This is a genomic window from Paenibacillus sp. Soil766, from assembly GCF_001428105.1.
Taxonomy (GTDB): Bacteria; Bacillota; Bacilli; order Paenibacillales; family NBRC-103111; genus Paenibacillus_E.
This window is the reverse complement of record NZ_LMSJ01000020.1, coordinates 36,128-62,502: the sequence shown is the minus strand read 5'-3', so window position 1 is coordinate 62,502 and position 26,375 is coordinate 36,128. Positions and strand designations below refer to the sequence as shown.

Genomic DNA, 26,375 nt, shown 5'->3' with positions numbered 1-26,375 from the left:
GTTGCATTATGTTGCAAGTGTACTCGCTTGCGAAAACGATTGACATGTTAGAAATTTTACTTTTTATTAGTTTTCTTTACTTCTAGCTTTTTATTTCTTACTTTCTGTTAATCGATCCATAATTCATACATGCCCTGTAAGCAGATTTCGGCATGCTGCATCATATCGTCAATAAAGATGAACTCGTCTGCTTGATGCACCCTGGTATCGACGCCGCCGGTCAGCCCCGCACCGAATGCGACACCATTGTTCCCCAATTTACGTGCATAAGTGCCAGCCCCCATACGCAGCAGGACTGCTTCATCACCTGTGATTTTCTTGTAGGCGCGGCTTAACCGGACTATGACCGGATGGGTCTCTGGCACATACACAGGAAGTAGATGTCGCGTCAGTTCGATATGGATGCCATTCATGTGCGCAAGACCGTCAATCGTAGATAATATACCAACGCCGTCATGGGTGACCGGATACCGAATATTACACAGTGCTTCCGCTCGATGGAGATCACAGGAAATGATGCGCAAATAAACGACCAGAGCACCTGATACGCTGTCGCTACAAGCAATACCGAGCGACTGTCCGCCTTTCTCCGCGCCAATCTTACTGGTTAAGAAGTGCAAGAAGCTGTCCCAATTGGTAGCTAATCCCTGCCCACTTAGGAAAGCAACCATATTTGCGATAGCATTTCGCGATCCTGTTGAACTGTCTGCCAGAAACTCACTTCTGGCGGTTAACACGAACCTGCCGTCCTCGTTGTATGCGGCAGACATATTGGCCTGAAGATTGACCGCAGCCTGAAGGTTTGCCACTTGGCTGTCAGTAAGCAGCGCCAAAGATAGCAATGCCGTGCAGGTGTCCGGAATCAGTGTCAGCATATTACCACCTTTCATAGACAAGATCATCAGCTGTGGTATCGTACTAGAAGGTTCTTGTTCTCTTGAGAACACCACGTTCATACTGCCCATTTCCACATTGAAAATGGGGTAACCTGCGTCTGGGGCAAAGGCCATCACCGGGAGCTGTTCCCTCTCGAAATAGTAGTCGAGGTCTTTCATGCCGCTCTCCTCGTTCGTACCGAAGATCACGCGGAGACGGCGATTGCCGGTAATGCCTAGATCCATCAGCGTTCTTAGTGCATACAGCGCAACTACGGCTGGTCCTTTGTTATCGGATGCTCCTCTTCCAATGATCTTGCCATTCTCGACGAGCCCGCCGAACGGTGGGAATGTCCAGCCTTCTCCTTCTTCTACTGTATCCAGATGGACAAGCACTGCAGCGATTTCCTCGCCTTCTCCGTATTCTGCATGGCCTGCATATCCGTCTACATTGGTCACTTCGAACCCTAACGACTCAGCCAGACTGAGCATGTATTGCAAAGCACGATCGACGCCAGCCCCGAAGGGTTTTCCCGGCTCCGGCGTGGCCATGATGCTTCTTATTTGTACGAGTTCCGAAATACCAGCCGTGATCTCTTCCCGGTATTTATGAATTTCCTTCCCAATGTCCATAGCTGTACTCCACCTTCCCACATTCGCTTTCAACAATCAGTCGACATGATGAAGGCTTTCCACCAACATCAGCAGCGTCATGGATTGCCCATAGGGCATCGGACATAACGGGATTTCGCGATAGAACTGCAGCGTTCGCCCCATACGCGTTCCGTACGATACACCGTGAACGGCTCCTTTGGCATCAACCTTATTCATGACGGCTTGCAGCGCCTTCAACCCGACTTCTTTGTAGACTTCGCTGATATAGCCTTTACGCACAGCCTTCAGAATGCCGTAAGCGAAACCCGCCGTGGCTGATGTTTCCTCGTAGGATGTCGGATCGTCTAGCAATGTCGTCCACATCCCGCTCGGCCTTTGCAGCTCAGCCAGCTTCTGAATCTGACGTTCTAGCGAAGAAAGCAAGAATACTTCCACACCTAGCGGTATCTTGACGATATCTAAGTAGTCGACCAACCCAGCCGTGTACCACGCATTACCGCGACCCCAGAGTGCTTCCGCGAAATTATGCCTCTCCATGAAGCTCCAGCCATGGAAAAACAGTCCCGTTTTCTTATCCGTCAAATACTTGAGATGGACGAGAAACTGTCGGATACTTTCTTGTACATAGTGATCTTTGGCTAACAAAATGCCCATCCTGCCCATGAACAGCACTGTCATATAGAGCGTATCGTCCCATAACTCACCTTCGTTCGCATTGTCGATCGTCTCGTGCGTGATCCCAAACTCAGGTGTGCGGGGCATCTCATCAGCTGCATAACTAGCCCACTCTTCACATATCCGCAAATACTCTGGATTCCGCGTTTCCTCGTACATGTAGCTTAGCGTAAGCAGCGGACACATCGTATTCACGTTCTTCGGTGGAAGCCCCTCGCGAATCCGGCTGTCGAACCAATCGGTTAAATACGTAAATACATCACGGTTCTGAGTTTCCTTGTAATACAAATACAGAGAGAACAACCCGACTCCCTGTGACCAGTCCCATTTATCCATCGTAATGATGCTGATTGGTGTGTCTTCCTGGATCGTTGCCTCCAGACTTTTCATCCCGCTAATGACTTTATGAATCATGATCTCTATCTCTTGCCGTTGTATTTGCGCGATCGTCACGGTAAGCACCTCCTAATACGCACTATAACGTGCTTGTAACCATAATGTATCGCACACGCCCAGCAGTTTACATACGAGAATCTTACCCTTTTATTAGATTTCTTTACCTCTGTTCTTATACTCTTTAGGGGACTGACCTTCCAGTCTCTTGAAAACCTGATAGAAATAGGCGTATTCCTTATACCCTACCATTTCGCCGACTTCGTTCACCTTATTTTTGGGATCCATCAGCAGACGCTTGGCTGTTTCAATCCGAGCCTTAGACACAAGATCTACGAAATTAATACCGGTTTCAGTACGCAGCAACCTGCTTAAATAACTCGAGCTCAGACCAAAATGTTCAGCGGTTGACGTCAAGTTGATGGTGTCGGCGATATGACTGTTAATGTAATCAATAACCTTTTTCACAACAAGGGAATACACCTTTTCCCCGCCTTCAAGCTTCTTTTTGATCGTCCCAATAAACGTTGTGAGGTAGGTAGAAGCTTCCTTCATACTCGTCAGCCGATAGACATCCTCGAGAATTTGGTCCACACTTTTGCCAAGACCGAATTCATCGCCAGTTACACGGAAATAGTAGCGTGCCACCGCAAGACATACTTCGGAGAGCAAACCCTTCACGACAAGGATATTCCCTTCACTATAAGCCGTAATTTGTTTTAGAAACCGCTCCAAATAAGCAATCACATCTTCGCTGGATTTATGCTCCAACATTTGATTGAACTGCTCCAAATCCTGAATAATCGAGAATTTCCCCAGTTCTTTCTCTTGCTGGCCATGATCCGGGAATAACACACTTTCCTCCATCCTGAAAAAGCTTGAATCCATAATCAGAGAAGCTTCCTTGAAAGCTTCCGGCAGCTCGAGAAGTGATTTATACACAGAACTGACCGCAATATGACAGGAGACTTGCTCCTTCATTTTCGCCACATCAATAAACTCATTGCAGAAACTCTGCATCTTCATTCTGAATTCCCTTTGCGAGAACACCTTAGGAAAAAGACAGACAAATATAAGATCATGATCCCGCAGAGACTCAATCACATAAAAATCACGCTTGGCAGTTAGATCATGCGCTTGTTCAGTTAGGCGGAGCTGCATCTGTTGCTTAAGCTTGACTGTGTTCGCTGCACCAGACTGGCCCCCTCTATCTGCGGTACGAACAATTTGCACAACGAATCGGCTATACAGGATTTCAAGTTTCTTCACTTGTTCTTGCATATCGCCTGTTCCTGTCATTAAATCACCGATCAGCTTACTTCTGAGCGACGGGATGGAATCGCTATGTTGTTTCTCCAACTCGACGTAAGCTGATGCAATCTTGAACGTATGCTCATTCTCCCTGCGTTTGGAATCAATTTCTGATACAGCACTCCCAATCACTCGGCTTAGCTCTTCGTAGTTAATGGGTTTGACGATAAAATCGAATACACCAAGTCGGACAGCTCTCTTCGCATATTCGAAATCCTGGTAGCCGGTAATTAGGATCGTTTTGGCCAGTGGGAAGTCCGTATTCATCCCTTCAGCTAAATCTAGTCCGCTTAAGCCGGGCATTTTGATGTCCGTGACGAGAATATCTGGCTGGAACTCCATGATTAAGCGTTTACCTTCAATCCCGTCCTCCGCTTGACCAACTACGGTGCAATTCAGTTTATCCCAATCGATCGTTTGTACAATCGCTTGCCGGATCAGCGGTTTATCGTCTATAACCACTACTTTGTATGTCATTTGGAGCCCTCCTCCGTTAGGATCGGAAGACGAATCCGAATCGTTGTCCCCTGATCCATTTCACTCATAATAGATAAACCGTATTCTTCTCCAAATAATATTTGTATCCGCTTGTGCACACTGATGATCCCCACATTCGTATGCTTATCCTTCTGTTTCAGCTTCGAATGCTCTGGCGGGTTGAGCAAGTGTTCCTTCGTCTCCTCATCTATGCCTACGCCGTTATCGGACACTTCGAGATATAGAACGTCTTCCTTGATCCAGCAGCCGATACTGACAACCCCTTTACCTACTTTCTCTTCAATGCCATGCTTGATCGAGTTTTCTACGAGCGGCTGGAGAATGAATTTAGGAACCTTAAAGGTCATCAGGCTACTGTCAAAATAATAATTGACCTCAATTCGATTGCCATAGATGATTTGATGAATAGATAAATAACTCCGAATAAAGTCCACTTCTTCTTGCAGGTAGATGATATCCCCCTTCTTGCTAATGCTCTCTCTGAGCAGCTTACCTAGAAGGTAGATCATTTCACTGACTTGTTCATCCCCACGCAGCTTGGCTAAGCTATGTATTGACTCCAGCGTATTATAGAGAAAATGAGGGTCTATTTGCGCCTGCAGTGCTTTATATTCGAATTGCAGCGTGCGATACTCCGCTTTTTGCTTCAGCAGCTTCTCCTCATAGACCGTGTGGATTAACTCGCTGATCTTCGTAGCCATTGAATTGAATTTCTCCGCAAGCAGCCCTACCTCGTCTCTGCTCCTGGGAACGATGACCTTATGGGTGAAGTCCACGGAGAAGTGGGTCATACTCTGGAGCAGCAAGCGAACGTTTCCTGTTATGTTTCTAGAAATGATCACGGCGAGGATGAACGCTAGGAATAGCGAGACAAGAATGGTGCTTAATGTCCACAATTTGATAACTTCCGTGCCGCGTGTTAATTCGTTGACAGCAATGACTTGGATAATCATCCACTTGTCATAGGGTGTTGAAATTATAGTAGAAATGTACGTTTGCCCTTCAGATTGAAAACCCTGATTAAGGCTGGGATTCTGAGCGTACATCTTGTTTTCGATGAAATAGCGGGTCGGCTCCGAAACAAGCCTGTCAAACATCAGCGGCTCGAGTACCTCGTTCAAGATGACGATGTTCCCCTTCGTTAGTTCGTCTACATTGGTGTAGATGCTGCCGATCAAATTAATGTCTACACCGACGATAATGATACCCACATAGCGGCTAGACGTAACGTCATATACAGCCTTTTCCATGAAGATAACGTTGCTCTTTCCCGGAATCCAGGAAGTGCGGCCACGCTGATCTTTAATCCGCTCAATATCCAGATTCACCAATTGTTTATTGTAATTTTGTATCGCACTGCGTTCGAATCCGAATGGGTTGCCTGCCGTATCGATGACCATGACCGACAAGTAATCATCTTTGGAAAACACTAAATCTTTCATGAATTCACTAATTACCTTATTTTTCATATACAAATCTGATTCGCTTGCGTCCTCAGAAATACCCAGCGTCGTATTGAGTGTGGAATTGCGGAATTGTTGGAATACATGCTCCTCAATATCCTTGGTCCGTTTCTCGAGGTTAATTCCAATTTGTTCAATTAAATATTGAGAAAAAACGGACGTATTCTGTTTGATTACGCTTACAGATACATAATAATTAACGATGCTAATCATAAGCACCGTTACCAAAATCAGAACTGTAAAGGACAGCAGAAACTTCGTACGCAGCTTCAAACTCAGAAATTTGGAAATGACATTAGACAAACACTTCACCTGCATTCTGATGGAATGGCAAGTGCGTGAGCCAACAGCTCACGCACTTATTGTTAGCATTATAAACCTTTCCACGGTAATCGGCTATGGATTGTGTTCATTAATACTTATCATAATTAAGCTCCATCGTTGCAAATCCACAAAACTCCGGAAAGCTGTGCAGCACTTTATTAATCTCATCCTGGCTGTAGCCCATTTTGCGCAGATGCATCTGTTTAACCGTTTCAGCGGCATTCTGTGCAGATATGAAGTCATCCATATGCTCGAATAGCTTTGCGCCCCATTTCTGCCCAAACCCTACATGAAGGCGCTCGTCTGCAATATCATATTCGGATTGGATAGACGATAAAGGATCACCGTGCTTCATGAATGCAGTAATCGACTTCCGTTTCTTAATGAAAGAACAGGGCTCCATCACCATCGTCAAACTGGCATAGAACTCTGGAAACACCTGCTTCATCGTTTCCGGCGTCGGAGCTGTGGACGGATGCCAAGAGAAATCCTCCGTGCGATAGCCCATCTGCTTTAACCGGCGAACACCCATCTGACTGTGACGAACCTCATCCCACGTATGCCTTGCTACATCTAGGTAGAAATCTACTGGCATTTTCTGCACACCGTAGTACAGATAGGTCAGGCTTTCCACAGCCGACATTTCACTAGCATTGATGAAGATCATATGTTTCAAGCTATCGTACGTGGGCGATTTCGGATCGAACATGGCGCTTTTATATTGGGTCAGATCGACATGCGGATACTTCGGATCGTTAGCAGGCTTCAGAGGAATTGGGCCCGCTGGCTCGCTCACCGGATGGTCAGGCCAATCGATCTTGGTCCCTGAAGATGATTTCTCGAGCGCCTTCCATACGTGATCGATATAAACTAGCCAACTATGATACGCATCACGCTTCTGCCCATCTTCTACATAAGCAAACTTCACGTAAGGAATACCCCAAGAAATCATCTGCTCCTTATCCAGCTCGATATATCGCAGTTTATCAAACGTCGGTCCATCAAGGATCGGATCCAGCGTTTCATGAAATGCGGTATACTGCTCATAAAGCTTCTGAACGATGAACTTATAGCCCGCAGCAAATTCGATTAGCCCTCCCGCTTGTGTAATACGTTGACAAGCTTCTTGGAGGCAACTCGGCGTCCAGGCTTTATCATTGATATCCGCGCCAGGAAGCTCGCTGATTCGTTCACGCAGCTGCACCATATGCTGCGTGTGCAGATATGACAAGCGCACAAGCTCCCCTTTCAGATCCCAATCTGGGACTGATGAGACCCAGCCCATCGTCATTCGTGACAGCTCGAACTCCAACCAGAAGCACATCTTCAGCAGCTTCGCGGTATCTATCGGTCGCAGCAACGAGCCTCTATAGGAAGATGCAGCCTCAAGGAAGCTGTAATCCGTTACGTCCACTTCAATTCTCTTCGCCATTGATGATTACCCCCATAAGAAGAAATGACATACTTTCACTCTATCGTATAAACCGCACGGTACGCTGCTCCACACCCATGCCTTCTCACTAATACACCGGATCGTTTCTTAGCTGTTGTATCTTCATAGCCCTCGAATACATAAATGTCAGTACCCAAGCACCCTTCCATCCGAAGCGTTAACGTGCGTTCTGCCATAACCCACCGTATCGACCAGCTATCATCCGTCGTGCATACACGTAAATTCATGAGATGCTGATAACCAAACTCGCTCCCAATTGGTGCACATGGCTGCGTTTCGAACTCCGTCTCCATCTTCCCTTGGCAGTGAAACAGCCAATCGGTCTGATGTTTGTCTGCGCTGATGACCTCAAACGTATCCGAGAGGCATCCTTCTTGAAGTTGAATATCGCGCACATAATCGACACCAGGATATACCTCCTTGGCTTGGGCACGAATTCGGTTTCTCTCCGGATCGAATTGTTCCACAACTCCCCGTTCCGAACAGACCTGATCGACACCATCGACGATGACCGTATTATGGGCGATTGTCTTCCGCTGCCACTCTAGAAACAAGAAAGAGCCATAGCCATTTGAGGAAATATCGTGAGACCATAGGCAATCCGCGTCGAATAGCTCGATATTCATTAAATCAGGGTGCGCATGGCTCCGCGTATTCAGTCCGTATTTCATAAATAAAACTGTTTTCCCTGCACGTAACGAGCAAATATGAGAAGCAGGATAATTTTTCGTTAAGCGGATCAACTCTTCCCCAGCGTATTTCCCTTTGCCGAAAAGAAGACGCTGAACCCACCCCTCCGGAGAATTCTCGATCATCCCTCCATAGGCCATCGTTGGTCGGTAGTACGTCTCGTAAGATCTGGAAAGCGCGTACTCGAAGGCTGCATCTGGAAACAATTGATTCGCGTACTCGTACTGACCCGCATAGTGCGTCAGTGCGATATTCGGCCAGCCGTCATTCGGATTGGGGAAAACACCGTTATCAAACACAAGCTCAGCCGGAAACACATACATCCGTTTAACGATCTCTTCCATTCCCTTACATGTCACATGATAAATGCGGGCGAACAACAGGAAATAAGTGAACGGTTCTACACAATAGAAATGATAGTGAAATGAACCTTCGTACCAGAATCCTTCCGCTGTTACACCTTCCTGCAATTGCTGCAGCAAGCCGAATGGTCCTTCCAAGGCTCTCTCTACGTAGCTGCTATCACCGAAGAACATGCCCGTCATGCCCACTGCTGCCTTCATCCAACACGAAATGTTGTGAATATTCGTACAGTGGCTATCCAGCAGCTCTACCTGGGGGTCGAATAGATGGCTTTTGTAGCGCCGCAGCTCATCTGATCTTAACGTCTCCTTAATCATCTCCATTCCCTGCAGCAGCCAAATCATTCCGACCGCATCGCAGAGATAGATGCCGGCTATTTTGCCGGCATAGCCAGTGGGAACATCTACCTGGAGCTGCTCATAATGATCGCAATAAAATGACAGCACCCTGCGGATGTAGGCCGGATAACGATCGTCGCCTGTGAGCCGATACAGCACGCCTGCGTAAAAAGCATGTTTATGCGCTTCATCCCGGTACAAATAATTCCATGCTTGATCAAAGCGGGCCCCCTTGTTGGCGTGGCCGCAGCTTCGGCAGCTATTCGCATGAGGGGCCTCCCGCTCAAAATCAATCCTGCTCCCGCAAGCTTCACAGAAATAGTTGTGCCCCCATCCCGTAATTCTCTCTGGATCATCTGCATAATGATGGACCCACCATTCCGTGGTCTCAAGCAGGGTGTCATAGACGATCTTCGCCCAAGCTTCCGTCCGAATCTTCTCTTGAACAGCCTGCCAATCCTGTACATAGCTCACGTTAACACTCGTCCCCTCTATACTTCGTACAATTAACGATCGACGGTTTCGCCTAAAAACTATCGTGTCATTCCGATTAGTGCGCGATCTAGATCTTCGATAATCGAATCCGCACTCTCCAGACCAACTGAGATACGCATCAGACCGATCGGAATTCCTGACAAGAGAGATGTCTCCTCGTTGACCCATAGCCCGGGTGAATTGATGAGACTCTCGAAACCGCCCCAGCTTGGGCCTTCTTCGAAATAGCGCAAGCTTTTCATCATCTTCATAATCTGCTGCTTGTCGCCTTTAGGTACGAAGCTCATCAATCCCGAGTAACCGGACATCTGCCTGCACCCAAGCTCGTATTGCGGATGGCTGGGCAAGCCTGGATAGTAGACAGTGGATACTTGAGAATGACCTTCGAGGAAAGCGGCGACCTTCTTACCATTCTCCTCATGCTGCCTCATTCGAACCGTGAGGGTCCGCAAGCTCCGAATGAGCAGCCAGGATTGGTGCGGATCCATAACAGCCCCAAACAAACTTCTTTCGTTATTTGTAATCGTTTCTAGAATCTGCTTACTGCCTATGATGACACCACCTAGAATATCGCTGTGCCCACCCAAATACTTCGATGCGGAGTGAACCACGAGATCAATGCCATAGGCAAGGGGGTTCTGATAGAGCGGCGTCGCCCAGGTATTATCAATAATCGTCGCAATCCCGTAAGATTTCGCAAACGCAGAGATTGCCTGCAGATCCTGGAGAGAGAAAATGTTCGACAGCGGACTTTCCAAATAAATAACTTTCGTATTCGGGCGGATTGCTTGTTCGAATTCCTCGATGCTTTCCCCTGATACGAGCGTAACCTCACAGCCGAACTTCTTCATGTAAGTTTCTAGGAAGGCTTTCGCAGGCACGTAGGCCGCACGAGGGCATATGACATGGCTATCTTTCTCGAGATAGTAGGACAAGGCAGCGCTGATAGCCGCCATTCCCGAAGAGAAACAACGCGCTTCCTCTCCTCCCTCGAGCGCAGCGATTTTCATCTCAGCTATCTCCGTCGTCGGGTTGGCAACTCGCGTATACGTATACCCGTGATTAGCCGATTTCCTTGTGAACAACGTGTTTTGAAAAATAGGTGGTACTATGGCACCCAAATAACGGTCATAGTCGTCACCGAGATGAGCAAGAAGGTCTTCCTTACTCGTGATATCATCCTTGTCCATAGCTGACCTCCTCCTTACGATCTGGAGGCTAATAGCGGGAACATCCGACCCGCCAATGGTTGATTTTCCTGCAAGTTCAAATCCATCGTGATCGCATGCTTCTTCCCGTTGAAGGTCGTTCCGTCCGGCATGTAAATGATCGCTAGTGCACGCCTCGGTTTATCCGTGACATTCGAATGAGCATAGTGAAAGGTAAGTCCATTATGAAACGTACAACTTCCTGCTTTTAACGACACCTTCACAGGCTTCGCATTCTCATAATCGGTCCCCTTCACGAACTCGAATAAATCCTGTGGATTTGCCAAATCGATATGGTTCAGTTTACCGGCATTTTGTGATTTCGGTACGAACATCATGCAACCATTCGACTCATCCACGTCATCGAGCGCGATCCATATCGACATGGCTCCCTGTTCTGTCATCGGCCAATATGGGTAATCTTGATGCCACGGTGTTGGCTTGGAATCACCTGGCATTTTCCACAGGGCGTGATCGTGAAAGAGACGAATGCCGCTAGCCCCCGTAAGCTCGAGTGCCATTTGTGCAAACCGCTGGTTAAACGAATACTTATGCATACCCCCGTGGTCCCGCCAGACATTAACACGCTGGTTAAGCACGCGGTAATAGCTGCCGCCTTTTTTATCCGTTTGCAATGACAGCGCTCCCGAGTCCTCGATCATCACTTCTTCCATGTATTGACGAAGCTCAATTAATTCTTGCTCGTTCAGAACATTATCCACTTGTACGAATCCGTTTTCTTGATAAAATGCGCATTGCTCTGCGGTTAAAAGCGATTGAATAGCGTTGGTCATGGCAGCCAGCTCCTTTTGTACTTTCTGTACTATAATTTCACTTTATCATGTGGACAAGGGAGCAGACTTGGTGAATCCGTCAGAGTTTCAAGGTGATTTGCCAGCTTTCCTTCTATCTGGATATCCTCTATGATAAAAAGACAATGAAGCACTTATCTTCCTTTCCGGAGGTCTTGCATGATGACCCGATTTGCAAATGAAACTTACTTGGAAGCGTACGAATTCCCCTTTCATCTCGAGCAGTACACGTTCAAAAAAAAAGAATCCGTCCAGCCACATTCACACGAATTCATCGAGTTTGTGTATGTGGTAGAGGGATCGGGTCGCCATATCTATGCAGGAGCGGAATACCTTATTCAAGAAGGTGATGTCTTCGTCATCGAGCCGGATGTCGAGCATGCGTATTTCGTTGATGAACATCTCATCGTTTACAACATACTGTTTGCTCCTTCAATCTTAAGTCATGAGCTGCAATCGTTATCCAACGTAACGTCGTTCGTCGACTTTTTCTATGTGGAGCCTTTTCTGCGGCAATCCGTGCATTTCCAGTCCCATCTCAGACTGAATCCACACCAAAGGATCGAGATGAAACAGCTGCTTGATCGCATCCTTAGCGAATACACCGAGAAGATGCTCGGTTATCGCCTGCTCGTGAAGACCAGACTCATCGAAATGTTCGTATTCCTCAGCCGCTGTTACGATCAAATGCTGCATAAACCGATGACGGCGCTAGCCTCTGAGCATAAAATAATTGAGCGTGTTGCCGAGTTCATCGAGCTGCATCATGCGAATCCGCTGTCACTTGCCCAAGTCAGCCAGATGTGCGGCATGAGCCAGTCTGCTTTCACATCTCGATTTAAGCTCTACATGGGCAAGACATTCATTGAATTCCGTAATGAAATTCGCATACGGATAGCGAAAGAGCTCATGCTTTCTACCAATAACAACATTTTGCAGATTGCCCAAGAGGTCGGATTCGACGACTTAAGTTTTTTCAATAAACTATTTAAACAAATGCATGGAATATCACCGGGGAAATTCCGCAGGAGTCAGAAGGAGGATTAACCGCAGCACCTGCCTGAACAGAGCCCTTCGGTTTTATCCGATCACATGAATCTGAATATCCCAATCCGCCAATTGCTCATGGTGTGCCTCAACTTTAATATCAAGCGGAACAGTTACATGCATCAAGCATTTTCCCGCTTCCTTCGACCACGATACATCGATACGCCCATAAGACGTCGGAACGCTTCCTTCTGCCCAGAGCAGTTCAGTCACAGGCGGGACGATTCGAATTTTCCGGTAGCCCTCCTCTACTCTCTCAATGCCTAACAGCTGATTCCCAAGGACAAAAGCCGGCGCTGCCGACCATGCATGCGCATGACTCCTTGGGAATACTTGAAAGGTTTCCCACGTTGTCGTAGCGCCATATCGGATCATTTGACCCCAGTCTGTCTTGATCTGCGCCAGTGTGCGATCGAGTTCACCGAAACGTCTCCACACTTCAAATAAATAGAACGAGAAGAACGGAGAGCCAATTTGAACCCAATCCTCCGGCGGATTCAGCAACTGAGGTTCAATAATGCCTGCCTGTCGCTCTCCTAGGCAGTCCGCCAAATACAGTAACACATGTGTCTGCAGGCTTGTCGTCGTCGAAGGCTTACCGTTACGGTGGATACCGTCTAGGTAAACCTGAGCCTCATCGTCCCATAAATGCTCATCAATCGCTCGCTTCAACTGCTCTGCATATTGAAGCAGATCCCCCGCTTCGCCTTGAAGTCCCAGCGCTTCCGCCATCTCCGCTGCGATTCGGTGGCATTGCGCCAATTGCGCCTGCTGGGCAGTTACTACACCAACTGAGGGAATATCGATTGGCGCCCAATCGAGCATATTCCAAGAGCTCGTATCAAACAGGCCATCCTCATTGAGAAATCCCCTATACACTTCAAGTGTTAGCCTGATTTCGGGATAGATGGCCTCGAAGAATGTCTGATCGCCGCTATAGTCGACATACTCCTTACAGGCAATAATCCAACTGAAGGTCCACATCGGAATCGCCGCCTGCCAATCCGTAGGGAATAAGGCAAGCAGCAGCGGACTTTGACTGCGCGAACGCGGCACCATTTCCAAGCAATGCCTGACAAGCTCGTAGGAACCGAACAACTGATAGTTCACAAGTGCGCTCACTCGGCAGTCCCCTACCCAGAATACCTGCTCATAGGTGGGGCAATCGACGAATGTATCCTCCATGCACATATGCGACGTATGCCTGGATATTTCCCAAATATCATTCAACAGAGGATCTGAGCAGCGGAATAACGCTTTATCTGTGGCTGGGTAGCTAGATTGGTGCAGTTGGATTCGGTAAATCCGAATCTGCGTATCCGCTTGGCGCACTGTGACGATCACATACCGGAAGCCCATCCGGGTAAAGCTCTTGAACACCTGTCTACCTTCACGACATATGTACCGGAATGAATTATTGCAGCCGGATGTATAGGCATTAGCACCATTGATGCGGTTTTCGAAGCCGTAGACATCGATCACCGTCCCTTGTGGCGCATCAACTTCTAGTTCAATGGTTCCAACGTAAATTTTCCCGAAATCCAATACGATTTCAATATCCCCACCTTCCACGGTAACGGGAAGCACTGTCGGCAGCAGATGGTCATGGAGCATTCGTTCCAACTGGTTCGTAATGGGATAGTGCTTAACGAATCGTTTGCGCATCATCAACGAATAGATCATTTGGTTAACGAGCACCTGCCTAGGATGAACATTCTTACACATCTCATGGTACGCCTCGAATGCCTCCAAGGTGGAGCATGCCCCGATTTCCAGCAGCAGCGGATGCTCATGATTCAGACCCGTTCTCTTCTCAACGCCCCCGTATACAGGCTGAAAGCCATCGGCATACGACTCGATGGTCTCGATTGGGCCGATGGTTACGAATGAGGCATGCTGATCGCCACCCACAGGATGGGAGAATGCCAGTTCCCTATCGAAGTCGAATTCCATATGGCAGAACAAATCATTATGAACGCCGCAAATCTCCATCATAAATAGATGTTCACCAGCCGCAAGCTGTATCTCGTCATGATGAACATGCCAGCGGTCATCGATCTTGAATCGCCCCTGGACGCCGTTCCACTTGGAATGTGCGAACGTTAAACGACCGCGGGTTTCTGCCTCAGCCACCAGCCTAACGGCCAAAAATCCGCTGAATATCTTCGCATTGGCATCACGTGAGCCTGGATACAGATTATCCCGCATATTGACAGATATCGCTTGGCGGATGGGTACAATTTCACTCAGTGCGAGGAGCTGCTTCGGACTGACGATCTGTGTCGACAATGGCTCTATGACGCGGGGGTACAGTCCTCCCCAAGGCGCACCTCCGTAAGGAGCAACAACTTCACTCTGCATCCAACTCCTGTCATCGTAGTCAGGAAGTACCCATTGTTCGCTCAGCGCATTGGCATCGAATATTTCCATCCAACCCAAATTTACATTACGCTTAACGACATCGACTTCGTACCCCTCATGCCTGCAACAAAGCCATGTTTCATCTGTGCCAATCACTCGAATGCCTGCGGAGCCATACAACGATAATTCAGCAATAAGTCCCGCTTCATTCTCTATATATTGATAATTGGAATGGCCGTAATGCCAGACCTTTACGGCAATCACATTCGTGCCAGGCCGCAAGAGGTGCGTAAGTTCAAACTCATCGTAATACCAGTGATCCGCGGTAGAACGAATAGGACCTTCTCCAAGTTCCGTCCCATTTACCCATAACCTATATTTGGTATCCGCAGAGATCGACAGCATCGCTCGATTGGATACCTCAGACTCGTACACGAACGTTTTTCGAAAAATGATGTGCTCATTAATCGGTCTTCGGTCTCCTGACTTCCATATCCAATTCGCCTGTTCGAACATGAGGCTCTCCCCTTTTTCTATTGAAGTTATTCGCGTGCTTCGAATATCCGGGCTTCGATCCGTTCCGCCAGTTGGGCATGCAATGCGCGATCCGGGTGATTGATGCCATTGGCCAATCTAGCATGAGGTTCTTGCCCCTTCAGTAACCAATCCTCGAATAGCGCATATACGTCCACATAAGCCAGCTTTTCTTGCTCCAAATACGTCCTAAGCGCATGCGTATACAGCCTTAAATACCCCTTCTCTGCCACATTTAAGAAGCCAGGCAATACAGCTCTATCCTTCTCATGCATGGAATCGTTGTCGTGCAACATCATCATGTTTGGCGTAAGCAACAGGAGATCTGCTTCTGTATCTCGCTTCACAGTTCGCACGAACGCATCCATTTTCTCCAAATAAGACGCAAGCCCCGCCTCCCCAGCATGACAATCATTCACGCCGAAGCCAATCGTAACCAGATCCGGTTGATACGCAATCACATCTCGCTGCCATCTCGGCTCCGATTTCACAATCGTATCACCGGATACGCCAGCATTGATGACATTCAGAATAGTCATAGGATACCGTTGCACGATCCGCTTCTTAAGCAGATTGTGGTAGACTTGCTCATGCTCGATGGTAGCGTATTCCATACATCCCTGGGTCACACTATCACCGAAAGAAACGTAAGTGACAGGGCGGGCTCGGACATCGTCCGCTTTCTCCTTCAGGCGCTTCTGGAATCTGGCAAAAGCACTCATAACGGATCCACCAACGTATCCGGATTATGATAATTGCGTGGCCAATTGAACGGTTTCAATCGCTGCAATAGCTCTGTCGGCAATGGCTTTCCGTCCGACACTTTGAGATTGAGTTCCACTTCCTGAGGGTTGCGCATACCCGGAATGACACAGCTTACAGCCTCATCCGACAGACAGAATCGAAGCGCAACTTCGGCAAGCGTCATCGTCGCATCGTAGTCACGGATCATCCGTTTGATCGCATCCACCTTCTCCAGCGTCCGCAGGAAACGCTCGCCCTTGAAATAGCTCCGTCTAACATCGCCTGGCGCGAAGGTCTCGTAGGTTTCTGGTACCCAGCTGCCGATCAGCGAGCCTTCATCAAAGGGGACCCGGGCAAGAACAGCCACGCCATTCTTCTTACATGCAGGTAACAGTGCCTCCGCCGGCCTCTGTTCAAAAATATTATAAACAACCTGCTCAGCTTGGATCAGCCCAGCCTCGGCAAGCGCAATACCGTCCTGCGGACGATAATCGCGAATGGACACACCGAATTCACGGATTTTGCCTTCCTTCTGGAGTTCCGTCAACGCCTCATGCCATTCGCGATCCTCCAGCCCTTGAGGGAACCAACCATGCAACTGATACAAATCAATCGTGTCCACACCTAGCCTTGTCAAGCTGTCCTCGCACTGCTTGCGAATGTGAGCTTTGGGATAACGCCCTGCCATAGCGGGATCATTCTCATTTGGATGCGGCCATTGAACGGGCTGCACCTTGGTAGCGATATAAATATGATTGTGATGCCATTCCTTCAGTGCCTTACCGATGACTTCCTCAGAGTGGCCTTTTCCGTACATTTGAGCCGTATCTACCAGATTGATCCCCCGCTCCCATGCTTCAAGCAGAGTTTTAACTGAATCGCGGTCATCCACTTGTCCGAAAGCTCCGCCACCGCCAATCTGCCAGCCTCCGAAACCAATCTCAGATATATCCCATTGGGTATGACCAAATTTTCGATATCGCATAAGTTGCAGCCTCCTCCCATCAAATCACCTTTCAGTATAAGGCGTCTAGGAAGAGACTTTCTTGGTCGATCTGCCAGAAAAAACACGCTAAATTCGAGCTTCACAGCTCCTAAAGGATGCGGTAGAATGTAGGAAATTCTGGACATTCCATGTATCCCGCATCCGCGTGCATGCAGGGACGAAACGTATAGGAAGGAGAAATGAATGGCTATGCAAGGAGAAAATCATTCAAGTTTTACCGAGGATGGGGCGTGGTGTTTCTTCGCTGACCCGCGGGCAGTCCGTTATGTTGGGCAACAGGACCGTACCTATGTTGGTTGGTTAACGAAGCAGGGCCACGTCATGATCGGGACTTATGATCATCGTGACGGGTCCGTCAACTCCGTCATGATGAAGCCAAGTCTGCAGCAGGATGACCATGCGAATCCCGCGCTGTATATCCCTTCCGATGGACGTGCGATCATCTACTATTCTGCTCATAATGGGAAGACGATGTATTACCGTCAGATGGAAACGGCAGAGGATATCGCATCCTTTAGCGCCGAACAAGAACTTCCGGAGAATACGAGCGGCATGCACGGCTATACCTACCCCAATCCGATATATCTCCGTCAGGAACAGCAACAGTATTTGTTCTGGCGTGGCGGTAATTTCAAACCCAATTTCAGTTTCTTACCCGATACAGAGGGGATATGGTCAGAACCCCAAACCTTAATAATGGGAGACGGAGCCCGCCCTTACGTCAAGTACGCTGGCAATGGGGAGGATACCATCTGGTTCGCTTTTACCGACGGACACCCCAATATAGAACCGCATAACAGCATCTACTGCGCTTGCATCCAAGACGGAAACCTCTATCATGCGGATGGTTCAACCATTAAATCGTTAGCTAACCTGCCTATGCTTCCTCGTGAAGCCGATGTGGTGTTCGACGGAATCCTGCACGATGCGAAGGCTTGGATCTGGGATATCACAGTAGATGCTGATGGTCGTCCCGTCATCGTATATGTCGTCTTTCACGCCAATACGGACCACCGCTATTGGTACAGCTATTGGAACGGAGATTCCTGGGAGAATCATGAAATGACAGCCACCGGCTCTTGGTTTCCGCAAACCGAGCAAGGCGCCGTGGAACGGGAGCCCTTCTACTCCGGCGGTCTTATACTTGATCATGCCAACCCGGCCAACGTTTACCTGTCTCGTTCAGTGAATGGTATATTCGAAATTGAGCATTGGCATACGGCCGATTATGGTAAAACGTGGGTAGCAACTGCCGTGACCAGCGGTTCTTCACGCAACAACGTGAGACCCGTCCTCGCTAGGAGCAACGGCCAAGATGACGCTCTCCTTCTGTGGATGCATGGGGATTATGTGCATTTTACGAACTATGAGACGGCTTTGAAGATGAAGTTGGTTAAGGGGAAACGGTAGGTTACACAACAAATAAGCCCCTCATCCTTCTTATGGAAGGACGCAAGGGCTTTCTTCATGTTCTTATTTTGGCTCATTTCACCTCAACGACAAAAGGCACTGTAAACACTTCTCCGTTATGCTGGAATTGTCCCCACAGCTTATAGATTCCTGCTTCTGGGAAGGAAGTCGCGAATTTAGCAACAGGGCCTGTCGCCTTCTCCGCAAGGGGATGTACATGAATGTACTGCTCGGCATCGGCTGACAGAATCACAACATGACCTACAGCGCCTAAGTAAGGCTGCAGATTCGTGATCTCTTTGTTCGTCTGAGCATCTCGAATCGTAAAAGTAAGCGTCACGTCTTCTTTGGGCTTCGTGCTGCTCAGAGAAAGCTCAACGGCTTTACCGCTAACCTCTTGTCGTAGTTTGGCGTCCGCTTTAAGCACGGTATGCTCCGCCTCTTTACCGGCCACTTTGACCCATTGACTAAGCGTGGTGCTACTTCCGCCAGTAGGGATAAAATCAGCGATAAGCTTATAGTCCCCACCTGCATCGAAGCTTGCGCTGACCGTAAACTTGCCATTTCCTTGGTAGGCCGGATGGATGTGTTGAAACGACGATAGATTGTGATTAACTATAATCAAGTGCAGCAATTTCTCATGATTCACTTGATAATCAGTGACTGGTTTGCCGGTATCGTCCGTAATTAGGATCGTTAATTCCGACTTCTCCTTCGCTTTCAGACCTGTCGATCCGAACGCAAACGAAGCTTTCATGTTCGTGGATGCCGGCTTCGGCGTTTCGCCCCCGTGTCCACCGTGTTCACTTGCACCTGCTGGGCTGGAGGCTGCCTCATGACTGCCATGCTGGCTCTTGCCCGAGGCCTCTCTTACACTGCCGCATGCGCTCAGAAGCAGTACTGCGAGCACAGCTGAGATAAGTCCTATTTTCTGAATATTCACGCGCTTCTCTCTCCTATACCTTGGACAATTCGTTACGGATCTTCACACGTTGAAGACGTAGTGCATTAAGAACGACAGAAACCGAACTTAGTGCCATCGCTAGCCCCGCCACCCAAGGCGCCAATAAACCAAGCGCAGCAATGGGTATCCCTAACGTATTGTATCCGAGTGCCCAGACCAAATTTTGTTTGATGTTGCGCATCGTTTGGCGGCTCATGTAGATCGCATCCGGTATGCTGGATAAGTCACCACGCATCAACGTTACATCAGCAGCTTCCATAGCCACGTCCGTTCCTGTTCCGATCGCCATCCCGATGTCAGCCGTTGCAAGCGCTGGTGCATCATTAATACCATCTCCAACCATCGCTACTTTCTTGCCTAGCGCCTGAAGTTTCTTCACTTCTTCCGCCTTACCCTCAGGTAGAACTTCAGCACGGACATGCTCAATACCCACTTGAGCAGCAATCGCATTTGCCGTGCGCTCATTATCGCCAGTGATCATGATCACTTGAATGCCCATAGCCTTCAAACGGCTAACCGCGGCATGAGACGTTTCTTTCACCGTATCCGCTACAGCTACTATACCCCCGTACCCTTTATTAATGGCAACAAGCATAGCTGTTTTACCAGACTCCTCAAGCTGCGACATCGTGTCATAAGCACCCTGTGCATCTACACCGAGTTGCTCCATAAGACGTCGTGTTCCTATGAGCAGCTCTTTTCCTTCAACGACAGCTTTAATGCCATAGCCGGGGATGGCTTCGAAGGCTTCTACCGCGGGTAGTTCAATACCCTTCTCTCTAATCCCTGCAACAATGGCTTCAGCAAGGGGATGCTCCGAATTATTCTCCGCGGCGCCTACAAGTCGTAGGAATTCCGCTTCATCCCCCTCAGCATACACATCCGTAAGAGCTGGCTTTCCTTGCGTGACAGTACCTGTTTTATCTAAAATGACCACATCAATCTGATGCGTCTTCTCCAGATGCTCGCCGCCTTTAAATAAAATACCCAGTTCAGCTGAGCGCCCTGATCCCGCCATAATCGAAGTTGGCGTCGCTAAGCCTAGCGCACAAGGACAGGCAATCACTAAGATCGCTATTGCTTTCTCCAACGCACCTGCAAAATCCCCCGGCGTCACCACGAAATACCAGACTAGAAAAGCGATGAGTGAGATCCCCACTACGATAGGGACGAAAATCCCCGAAATGACATCGGCTACCCGTTGGATCGGCGCTTTCGAGCCCTGCGCTTCCTCGACGACTTTAATAATTTGTGCCAGCGCCGTTTCTTTCCCGACCTTCGTTGCTTGGATGCGCAGCATGCCATTTTTGTTAATGGTTGCTCCAATAACCGCATCACCAGGTACCTTTGCTACGGGCAGACTTTCGCCTGTGAGCATCGATTCATCCACGGAAGATAGACCTTCGAGCACTTCTCCGTCCACCGGTATTTTATCTCCCGGACGGACGAGCACGATGTCCCCCGTCATCACTTCTTCAATAGGTATGATGAGCTCTTGACCTTCGCGGATGACCAATGCTGTCTTCGCTTGCAGCCCCATCAAAGACTTAATCGCTTCCGATGTCCGTCCCTTAGCTAGCGCTTCAATCAGTTTCCCCATGATAACTAACGTAATCAGCACAGCGCTTGTTTCATAGTACAGAGACGGTCCGTGATGTACGCTGGCCCCCCTGATAACCCAATCGATCGTCAAATACAGACTATAAAAGTAAGCTGCTGACGTTCCTAGTGAAACCAGTACATCCATGTTGGCAGAGCCATTGCGCAGCGCTTTATAAGCACCTTCATAGAATTGTCTTCCGATATAAAACTGAACCGGCGTTGCCATAATTAATTGAAACCACGGATTCATGAACAACTCTGGTATCCAAATCCATGTGGTAAACGAAAAGTGGCTGACCATCGACCACAGTAACGGCAATGAGAGGATCGCAGATAAGAGAAGCTTACGCTTTTGCTTACTAATCTCCTGTTGTCTGTGCGCTGAGGGGTCGCCTTGCTCTTGTTTAGGAACTGCTTTGTAGCCGAGCTTCACCACCCGCTTCTGCATATCAGATATCGTAAGCTCGGCTGGATTGTACACGACATGGGCCGTTTCCATCGCAAAATTAACCGTAGCCGTCCTCACACCAGGCAACTTGTTCAATGTCTTCTCAATTCGCTGAGCACAGGCCGCGCAGGTCATGCCTTCAAGCTGCAAATCAACGGCTTCCTTCGCCGTATCATAGCCTAGTTTCTGTATCCTTAGTTCCATCTTGGCAGCATCGATGCGACTGGGGTCATAAGTTACCGTTGCTCGCTCCATCGCGAAATTAACATTGGCTTCCGTGACCCCTTCCAGCTTGTTCAAACCCTTTTCAATCCGATTCGCACAGGCGGTGCATGTCATACCTGTGATCTGCAGTGATGTTTGCTTCATATCTGTTGCAGTATCAGCAGTTTGCATCATCTACACCTCTTTTAGTTGACGTCGTAGCCTTGATCTTCAATTGCTTCTTTAATCGCATCTTGCGTCAGCTTAGTTTCATCAAATTCCACATGGACCGTTCCGCTCGCTAAGTCCACTTTCCCTGTAGCGCCTATTGTTTTCAGAGCTCCCTCAACAGAGTTTACACAGTGATTACAAGACATGCCTGCTACTTTTAACGTTACATTTGACATTCTTCATTCTCCTTTATATGTTTTTTACTTAGTATACCCCCCTACCCTATATTTGTCAAGTCAAAGACATAACGTGTCTGAGGGTTCCCCATTGCATTGCCATCCACCTACGTTCCCACAGTGTTGCAGTTGTATACCAATTTCGATTATAGCTGACTTTAAGAGGATGATTTCGTACCTTTGAGCATATCCTATTCCATAAAGCACCTTCGGAATATCCTGCCTAATTGGTTTAAAAACAATAGCTTCGTGTAATTAAACACAGGAGGTGTTTTAATATGAAGATCATGATCACAGCTGCAGAGGCTATAGAAAAAGGGGTGTGGTTAGAGCTCCTTCGTCTCTTCGGTAGAGATGCAGATGAAGACATATGGCCTCAACAGGAGTTTATTCTAACGGAACAGCAAGCGCTTCATTTGAACCTTATCAAGAAATAACTCACATAAGGACCTCATCTATAGGATGAAGTCCTTTTACATACATTGGCAGGACATCTCGGTCCCTTATTTCATCAATTTATTTATCGTCGTTAGTAACTCGATTATAACTTCTTCATCGCCTTCTTGAATGCGATCAATGACACAGCTCTTCATATGATGCTCAAGTAATTGCTTACTTACCCCATTTAACGCGGATTGGATGGATGAAATCTGATTCAGCACATCATCACAATACGTATCCTTCTCAATAAGCCCCTTAACCCCACGAATTTGCCCCTCGATCCGGTTCAGTCGGGTGATCAGATTACTCTTGGCTTTCTCTGAATGGTGGCTCTTGCGTTCGCTAGATGTTCCACACATCTCGTGTGTGTTGCTCTCTTCTGTCATCACAATCACTCCCTAATGATTGCATTCTATCATAGCCCCCCACCCTATGCAAAGGGCAAAAAAATAAAGATTGTGACTACAAAAAGAAGCCGCGGGCGGCTTCTCCATTCCCTACTTTTTGAAATCCTTCGACCTTGACTCCAAGAGCTCCCTTTGTTCGTTCGTTAACTTATACACCTCAAACAATTTCCCCGAACGCGCTTCCTCAAGCAAGCTCATCAACCACAGCTTCTCCGTTTCACCAAATTGAATGAAACCTTGGATCATGAGCAAACTTCCGCGAGGGAGGAAATCCCCTTTCAGCTCCAATACCGCTTGCATGCGAGCTATGCGTGTTTCACACACGTCTAGCTGCTTCATGATGAGATCCTCAATCATAGCGGGGTCACCGTGGCGAACAAACGGCATGGCGAGGAAGAGCGGATGCTGTGGATACGAAGTTAGCTTAAACTGCTCCTCGAGCAGCTTCAAGAAGGCTTCGCGTCCACGAGTCGTGATTCGGTAAATGGTCTTATCTGGCCTGTTATTTCCTTGAATCGCGACAACTTCTGCCGCTTCGATCTGGCCATCCTCACGTAGTTGATCCACAGCATAATAAAGTGACCCGTCCCTGAGCTTGAAGCTTTCGCTCCAGTTGCGCTGCTTGATGGTTTGCCGAATCTCATAGGGATGCATGTCCCGCTCCATTAGCAAACCTAGAATTAAAAGCCTGATCGACATGAGGTCTTATCCTCCGTTATAAGAAGGCTCGGGCTTGCCGCCGCCACCTCCACCACCTGGAGAACCAGGTTTACCTGGACCACCTTGTGTACCAGGGCCGCCTGGACCTCCAGGAGCTCCCGTTTTATTCAACTCTAAGCGCGCGCGTCCCATCAGAAATACAAAAATCAGCGCAACCAACGGCAGAAGGAGCGACCATTGAAAAATAGCAATGACCGAGTTTGCAAATTGTTGCAGCATCACTTGCACAACATCCGCGCTAAGGCCCATTTGTTTCTGAACGGTTGGATCAAGCAGCGCTTGACCGCCTTTAATCTGTTCAGCCAACTGAGGATTCAGATTCGGCAACAGCTTAATATCCGTTTGGAACACAGATTTCTGAATGGCACCGAAAACGGTAATACCAAGCGCAGAGCCGATTGTGCGGAAGAACGTAATCAAGGACGATGAAGTCCCTTTATATTGCGGAGGCACAGCATTCAGTGTTGAAATGTTCAACAGGGAGAAGGAAACCCCGATTCCAAGCCCTACGATGATCATAAAGAGTGAAATGACGAGACGGCTTGATGCCGAGTCCATCACGAAACCGAGTAGTGAAATACCGATAATTAGTGTCAGCGCAGATACCAGCATAACGTCACGATAGCGGAACTTCGTCACAACACGCCCACCAATTTGACTGCTCGCCACAACACCAAGCATCATCGGAATCATGACCGTGCTCGTTTGTGTAGCCGTTTTGTGGAATACGCCTTGAATGAACAGCGGAATATAAGAAGCCGCAGCGATCATCACGCCGCCATAAAGCATCGAGATGACCATACTGCTCGTGAACACCTTATTTTTGAATAGACTCAGCTTAATGATTGGATCTTTCGCAACTCTTTCAGCAAGGAAGAAAGCAATAAGGAATACAACGCATGCGATGAAAAGAGATATCGTTTTCACAGAGTCCCATGCCCATCCGTCCGTTCCACCAAGCTCAAGACCGAACATCAGGAAAAGCACACAGCCTGTAAGCGTAATCGCACCGATCCAGTCGATCGATTGTTTACGTGTATTTTTATTCTCATGATACGCATTAGCAATGAAAAGCAGAGAAAGAATACCTAGAGGAACATTGATGTAGAAAATCCAGCGCCAGCTGATATTATCCGTTATCACTCCGCCTAGAATAGGGCCAAACACGCTTGAAATACCGAATACAGCACCGAAGAGCCCCATCATCTTGCCGCGTTTCTCAGCTGGGAACAAGTCGAAAATAATCGTAAATACAATCGGCATCAGCGCCCCGCCGCCAATCCCTTGGATGGCACGATAAATGATAAGCTGCATCATATTTTGCGCAGTTCCACAAAGGATGGATCCAAGCATAAAGAGAACAAGCCCGATTATAAAGAACGACTTGCGCCCAAACATATCCGAGAGCTTACCGAAGATCGGTGTGGAGACAACCATAGCGATCATATAGGCGGAATACACCCATATAAATTTATCCAACCCTCCAAGTTGTTTAATAATCGTGCCCATAGCCGTCGATACAATCGTCTGATCGAGCGCGGCGATAAACAAGCCGAGAAGCAGACCTGCGATGACAAGCTTTACATTACTGCGATTAGCGTCCACAGATTTTTCAATCCTTTCATTTCAAAGTTTTACTCAAATTTGATTACCTTTTGTAATTATACTCAAATTTGAGTTAATAGCAATATGAAATGAAAAAGAGCCGCGCAATTTTATTCCATCATCATATAAATCCAAAAAAAAGAGAGGGACTTATGTCCCTCCCAAAATTAATTCCTCAAGTTAGAAATTTGACTAACAATTTGGCTCAAAGCCTCTTTAATTGGTGTTGCTGGGCGACCAAGTAATTTCTCCAAATTGCCGCGAAAACCTCAGCATTCGTATTAGGCGGATACTACTCTTCCGATAAATAATTGGGGGAAACATCAACGATGATTTAATCCATAAAATGCAACTTCAACCAGTTGTTTTACCAACGTATCGTGCAATGGTTCTCCCGTAACAAGCAGGCGATAAAAAAGAGGACCATAAATCAAGTCAACACAGATCGCTAAATCAAGCTCCTTTCTCAATTCTCCTCGTTCTACCCCTTTATTCAAAATCGTAAGAGCTTCTGACCTGCGAGGCAGGATATAGCGAGACCGGCAGGCTTCAATTAAGACAGGATCCACTTGACCCTCGCCGATTAGCGCTGCAATCATATGCCCTTCTTGACTAACCATGAATTTACATAAGTTTGTAGTATGGATTAACACGTCTTCGAATACGTTACCAGAATCAGGGACTGGCAGCCTGTCGGTTGCCGCGTCCAAGAAACCATCCATCACCACAGCGGCTTTATTAGGCCACCATTTGTAAATAGTAGCTTTACTGACTCCCGCGCGTTCCGCAATCTTCTCGACCGTGACACCTTTGAATCCATGCAGCAAAAGAAGTTCGTAGGAAGCAACCAGAATGGACTTTTGAGTATTCGGATCTCGTGGTCTTCCTCTTTTCGATGACATCATAGTCTCTCCTTCATTCGTAAATATCTATAACTTAGTATAATAAGTTTCTTAATCTGG

21 protein-coding genes are annotated in these 26,375 nt (G+C 47.8%); 3 read left to right on the top strand and 18 right to left on the bottom strand.

Features of this window, described 5'->3' with window-relative positions; genetic code table 11:
- Positions 1–107: 107 nt before the first annotated feature.
- The 8 genes from ASG89_RS16085 to ASG89_RS16050 all read right to left on the bottom strand — a co-directional run bounded on the left by ASG89_RS16085 (position 108) and on the right by ASG89_RS16050 (position 11,495).
- Positions 108–1,508: a Sapep family Mn(2+)-dependent dipeptidase gene (locus tag ASG89_RS16085; protein ID WP_057311716.1), complete on the bottom strand. Its 1,401-nt coding sequence runs from the start codon at positions 1,506–1,508 to the stop codon at positions 108–110.
- A gap of 36 nt (positions 1,509–1,544) precedes the next feature.
- Positions 1,545–2,618 carry a glycoside hydrolase family 105 protein gene (locus tag ASG89_RS16080; protein WP_235549788.1) on the bottom strand — a complete coding sequence of 358 codons (1,074 nt, stop codon included), beginning with the start codon at positions 2,616–2,618 and terminating at the stop codon, positions 1,545–1,547.
- A gap of 93 nt (positions 2,619–2,711) precedes the next feature.
- The gene (locus ASG89_RS16075; RefSeq protein WP_057311715.1) at positions 2,712–4,346 is read right to left on the bottom strand and encodes a response regulator transcription factor; all 1,635 of its coding nucleotides are present in this window, start codon (positions 4,344–4,346) and stop codon (positions 2,712–2,714) included.
- Positions 4,343–6,133, bottom strand: coding sequence for a sensor histidine kinase (locus tag ASG89_RS16070; RefSeq protein WP_057311714.1), 1,791 nt, complete (start codon positions 6,131–6,133; stop codon positions 4,343–4,345). The genes ASG89_RS16075 and ASG89_RS16070 overlap by 4 nt, the downstream gene beginning before the upstream one ends.
- Before the next feature lie 109 nt (positions 6,134–6,242).
- A complete protein-coding gene (locus tag ASG89_RS16065; RefSeq protein WP_057311713.1) occupies positions 6,243–7,586 on the bottom strand; it encodes a DUF455 family protein in 1,344 nt (447 codons plus the stop codon).
- Positions 7,587–7,621: 35 nt separating this feature from the next.
- Positions 7,622–9,472: a heparinase II/III domain-containing protein gene (locus tag ASG89_RS16060; protein ID WP_057311712.1), complete on the bottom strand. Its 1,851-nt coding sequence runs from the start codon at positions 9,470–9,472 to the stop codon at positions 7,622–7,624.
- 59 nt (positions 9,473–9,531) lie between these two features.
- A complete protein-coding gene (locus tag ASG89_RS16055) occupies positions 9,532–10,683 on the bottom strand; it encodes a trans-sulfuration enzyme family protein (RefSeq protein WP_057311711.1) in 1,152 nt (383 codons plus the stop codon).
- Positions 10,684–10,697: 14 nt separating this feature from the next.
- Complete coding sequence (locus tag ASG89_RS16050; protein ID WP_057311710.1) at positions 10,698–11,495, bottom strand: phytanoyl-CoA dioxygenase family protein; 798 nt, start codon at positions 11,493–11,495, stop codon at positions 10,698–10,700.
- A gap of 177 nt (positions 11,496–11,672) precedes the next feature.
- On the opposite strand from ASG89_RS16050, the gene ASG89_RS16045 reads away from it, so the two are divergent.
- The gene (locus tag ASG89_RS16045; protein ID WP_082593302.1) at positions 11,673–12,560 is read left to right on the top strand and encodes a helix-turn-helix transcriptional regulator; all 888 of its coding nucleotides are present in this window, start codon (positions 11,673–11,675) and stop codon (positions 12,558–12,560) included.
- A gap of 33 nt (positions 12,561–12,593) precedes the next feature.
- Here the strand turns inward: ASG89_RS16045 and ASG89_RS16040 are convergent, their stop codons facing one another.
- Genes ASG89_RS16040 through ASG89_RS16030 form a run of 3 tightly spaced genes read right to left on the bottom strand, consistent with a single transcriptional unit; the run spans position 12,594 to position 17,184 of the window.
- The gene (locus ASG89_RS16040; RefSeq protein WP_057311708.1) at positions 12,594–15,437 is read right to left on the bottom strand and encodes a family 78 glycoside hydrolase catalytic domain; all 2,844 of its coding nucleotides are present in this window, start codon (positions 15,435–15,437) and stop codon (positions 12,594–12,596) included.
- A 26-nt stretch (positions 15,438–15,463) separates the two neighbouring features.
- Positions 15,464–16,177, bottom strand: coding sequence for an SGNH/GDSL hydrolase family protein (locus tag ASG89_RS16035; RefSeq protein WP_057311707.1), 714 nt, complete (start codon positions 16,175–16,177; stop codon positions 15,464–15,466).
- Entirely contained in the window at positions 16,174–17,184 is a 1,011-nt protein-coding gene (locus ASG89_RS16030) for an aldo/keto reductase (protein ID WP_057311706.1), read from the bottom strand. The genes ASG89_RS16035 and ASG89_RS16030 overlap by 4 nt, the downstream gene beginning before the upstream one ends.
- Before the next feature lie 204 nt (positions 17,185–17,388).
- On the opposite strand from ASG89_RS16030, the gene ASG89_RS16025 reads away from it, so the two are divergent.
- Positions 17,389–18,615 (top strand): BNR-4 repeat-containing protein, encoded by a 1,227-nt coding sequence (locus ASG89_RS16025; RefSeq protein WP_057311705.1) that lies wholly within the window; start codon positions 17,389–17,391, stop codon positions 18,613–18,615.
- A gap of 73 nt (positions 18,616–18,688) precedes the next feature.
- Here the strand turns inward: ASG89_RS16025 and ASG89_RS16020 are convergent, their stop codons facing one another.
- Genes ASG89_RS16020 through ASG89_RS16010 form a run of 3 tightly spaced genes read right to left on the bottom strand, consistent with a single transcriptional unit; the run spans position 18,689 to position 22,240 of the window.
- A complete protein-coding gene (locus ASG89_RS16020) occupies positions 18,689–19,558 on the bottom strand; it encodes a hypothetical protein (protein ID WP_235549787.1) in 870 nt (289 codons plus the stop codon).
- A gap of 13 nt (positions 19,559–19,571) precedes the next feature.
- The gene (locus tag ASG89_RS16015; protein ID WP_321166511.1) at positions 19,572–21,998 is read right to left on the bottom strand and encodes a heavy metal translocating P-type ATPase; all 2,427 of its coding nucleotides are present in this window, start codon (positions 21,996–21,998) and stop codon (positions 19,572–19,574) included.
- Between the two features lie 41 nt (positions 21,999–22,039).
- A complete protein-coding gene (locus tag ASG89_RS16010) occupies positions 22,040–22,240 on the bottom strand; it encodes a copper ion binding protein (protein WP_057311703.1) in 201 nt (66 codons plus the stop codon).
- 278 nt (positions 22,241–22,518) lie between these two features.
- Between ASG89_RS16010 and ASG89_RS37150 the strand changes: the two genes are divergently transcribed.
- Positions 22,519–22,677: a hypothetical protein gene (locus ASG89_RS37150; protein ID WP_200963488.1), complete on the top strand. Its 159-nt coding sequence runs from the start codon at positions 22,519–22,521 to the stop codon at positions 22,675–22,677.
- A 66-nt stretch (positions 22,678–22,743) separates the two neighbouring features.
- On the opposite strand, the gene ASG89_RS16005 is transcribed toward ASG89_RS37150, so the two are convergent.
- The 4 genes from ASG89_RS16005 to ASG89_RS15990 all read right to left on the bottom strand — a co-directional run bounded on the left by ASG89_RS16005 (position 22,744) and on the right by ASG89_RS15990 (position 26,315).
- Complete coding sequence (locus ASG89_RS16005; protein ID WP_057311702.1) at positions 22,744–23,067, bottom strand: metal-sensitive transcriptional regulator; 324 nt, start codon at positions 23,065–23,067, stop codon at positions 22,744–22,746.
- 111 nt (positions 23,068–23,178) lie between these two features.
- Positions 23,179–23,787 carry a PadR family transcriptional regulator gene (locus tag ASG89_RS16000; protein ID WP_057311701.1) on the bottom strand — a complete coding sequence of 203 codons (609 nt, stop codon included), beginning with the start codon at positions 23,785–23,787 and terminating at the stop codon, positions 23,179–23,181.
- A gap of 6 nt (positions 23,788–23,793) precedes the next feature.
- The gene (locus tag ASG89_RS15995) at positions 23,794–25,413 is read right to left on the bottom strand and encodes an MDR family MFS transporter (RefSeq protein ID WP_082593300.1); all 1,620 of its coding nucleotides are present in this window, start codon (positions 25,411–25,413) and stop codon (positions 23,794–23,796) included.
- 323 nt (positions 25,414–25,736) lie between these two features.
- Positions 25,737–26,315: a TetR/AcrR family transcriptional regulator gene (locus ASG89_RS15990; RefSeq protein WP_057311700.1), complete on the bottom strand. Its 579-nt coding sequence runs from the start codon at positions 26,313–26,315 to the stop codon at positions 25,737–25,739.
- Positions 26,316–26,375: the final 60 nt, after the last annotated feature.